Raw genomic sequence first — 2,283 nt, 5'->3', positions numbered from 1 at the left:
CTTTTTGCGGCCTTCTACTGTAAAACATGCAACCCCTTTCCCGTTTTGCGTACTCTTCCTGTAAAACTTGCAACATCTTTCCCGTTTTGCGTACTCTTCCTGTAAAACATGTTTCCCGTTTTGCGTACTCTTTCTTTAAAACAGGCAACACCTTTCCCGTCTTGCGTACTCTTTCTATAAAACAAGCAACACCTTTCTCGTCTTGCGTACTCTTTCTATAAAACAGGCAACATCTTTCCCATGTTGCGTACCAAAAAAATTTTCAAACTTTTTTTCTATCCCTTATGGCTCTAGGGGCTCATAAGGTGTTGCCTTTTTTAAAACTCTCTCTTAAAGGGCACATTTTTACAAAATTCGTTTTGCTATAATCAAAATTGGTATATTTTATAGTCTTTTGGCATATATTTCTGAATTTGTAGAATGGAGGTGAAAAAGATGGGGAAATCATTTGTGATAGGTAATCAACGTAGCTTAAATGGGAAAACAACCAATGCCGTGTTAGTAACACTAAAATCCTGGCAAAAGCTTGTGGAAGCATTTGAAGATAAGTACTACAGCTATAAAGATACATATTTAGAAGATATTCTGCAGCACATGACATACGAAGAACGTATTGCTGACGTAGAAGGCTTTGTCGAAAAAGCCAAGCCGCGCAATGTCTGCACTTGCAGAAAAAACGGGAAGAAAGCATAAATTATACGGCATTACGAATGCTGATCTCGAAGTGTTCTTCTATCTGCATAAGAAATACTTTACTAATGGTGTCATTCCAAATGTAACAATACATATGATGTGGGAAGATTACAAGTAATACAAAGAACAGTTTGAATACATTCAGCATTCCCAATTCTATATCGCTCTATAGTAATTAAGCACACATAACATAATCTCTATCGAAAATGACATAAATGGCCGATATACAATTAAAATCACTCACTTTATGAATGAGAAAACAAAAAAAATAAATCCATATGTATATATTAGTTAGAGTAAAAATGATAAAAATAACTCGAAAGGTCCAGACTTTCCTAAGGGATAAGTCTGGACCAATTTATTATATATAGTCGTTTGATTTGCAGTATATAATAGTTAAAAATCATTTGTATTCCAACGTGACTCGAAACTGTGACCATAGTATCTCACTAACTACTTTTCTAATTTATTATGCTTAAACATATTCGATACTTACAAATCCTCTATACCGATAACATCACGATTTTTGATAATTTCATTTAAAAATTTGTCCAAGTTACTTTTTCTAGCATCGGCCATGTATTCATGAATTCTAGCTATCTTTACTGGGTGTTTATTCCAGTAAGAAGATCCTTTTGTTCTTGAAGAAAGCAAGACATTTATTTTACACTAAAAGAATACTACCTAACTGCATATTTACTCAAAAATAAACAAAACAAAAGAAAAGAAGTTCTACTTCATATCGATAGAGCTTCTTTTCACTTTACTTCATACATATATCAATTTTTCACTTATTCATTTTGCATTACAATTAAAAAATCGATAAATTCATCTTCATTTACAGGTTTACTGTAATAATAGCCTTGAATTAGATAGCATGCATTACGCTGTAATACTGTTAATTGTTCCTTCGTTTCTACCCCTTCTGCGATCACTTTCATGTTTAAAGTATGTGCTAGTGAAATAATGGTTTGTATAATTTCATTTCCATCCGTAGAAGTTCCGATCCTATTAACAAATTCTCTTGGAATTTTCAAGGTATCAATTGGGTACAGAGGCAGATATGCTAATGAAGAATAACCTGTACCAAAATCATCAATTGATAAATGTACACCATATGATTTTAATGCTTTTAACTTCGATAAGGTTTCTTTTTCATCTACCATTGCTATTCGCTCTGTTAATTCCAAATCAATCGAATTGGCGGGTACTCCTACCTCTTCTATGGTAGATATGATTGTTTGAACAAAACCTTTCTGTTCAAACTCTATAGCTGATAAGTTTATCCCCATCTTTAGATTTACATAGCCCGCTGAATGCCATTCTTTCAGTTGTCGACACGCTTCCTGTAACGTCCACTTCCCAATTGAAATAATCTGCGCCGTTTCTTCTGCGATAGGTATAAACTCAAAAGGAGAAATCAGCCCAAGCTCTGGATGTTGCCAACGTATTAAAGCCTCTGCACCAATAACCTTACCTGCCTTACTATCAATTTGTGGTTGATACAATAAAAACAACTCATTATTTTCAATTGCATTTGGTAAATCCTGTTCTAATCGTAATCGACGGGTTACTTTTTGAGATAATGTC

General features: G+C 33.9%; 1 protein-coding gene and 2 pseudogenes. 1 reads left to right on the top strand and 2 read right to left on the bottom strand.

Annotated features, from left to right (window positions below; genetic code table 11):
• Window positions 1-435 precede the first annotated feature (435 nt).
• A pseudogene (locus DN404_RS30775) lies at window positions 436-985 on the top strand (hypothetical protein); the annotation flags it as partial.
• Between the two features lie 114 nt (window positions 986-1,099).
• Here DN404_RS30775 and DN404_RS30770 read toward each other — a convergent pair.
• Together DN404_RS30770 and DN404_RS00005 are read right to left on the bottom strand one after the other, a co-directional pair.
• Window positions 1,100-1,359, bottom strand: a pseudogene (locus tag DN404_RS30770) (transposase); the annotation flags it as partial.
• 125 nt (window positions 1,360-1,484) lie between these two features.
• The coding region (locus tag DN404_RS00005) for a putative bifunctional diguanylate cyclase/phosphodiesterase (RefSeq protein ID WP_149214489.1) at window positions 1,485-2,283 on the bottom strand (799 nt) is incomplete at its 5' end.

The organism is Bacillus sp. TE8-1 (assembly GCF_008368855.1).
Lineage (GTDB): Bacteria > Bacillota > Bacilli > Bacillales > Bacillaceae_G > Bacillus_A > Bacillus_A cereus.
Note: the sequence above shows the minus strand (reverse complement) of the source record. Positions and strands in the feature narration are given on the sequence as shown.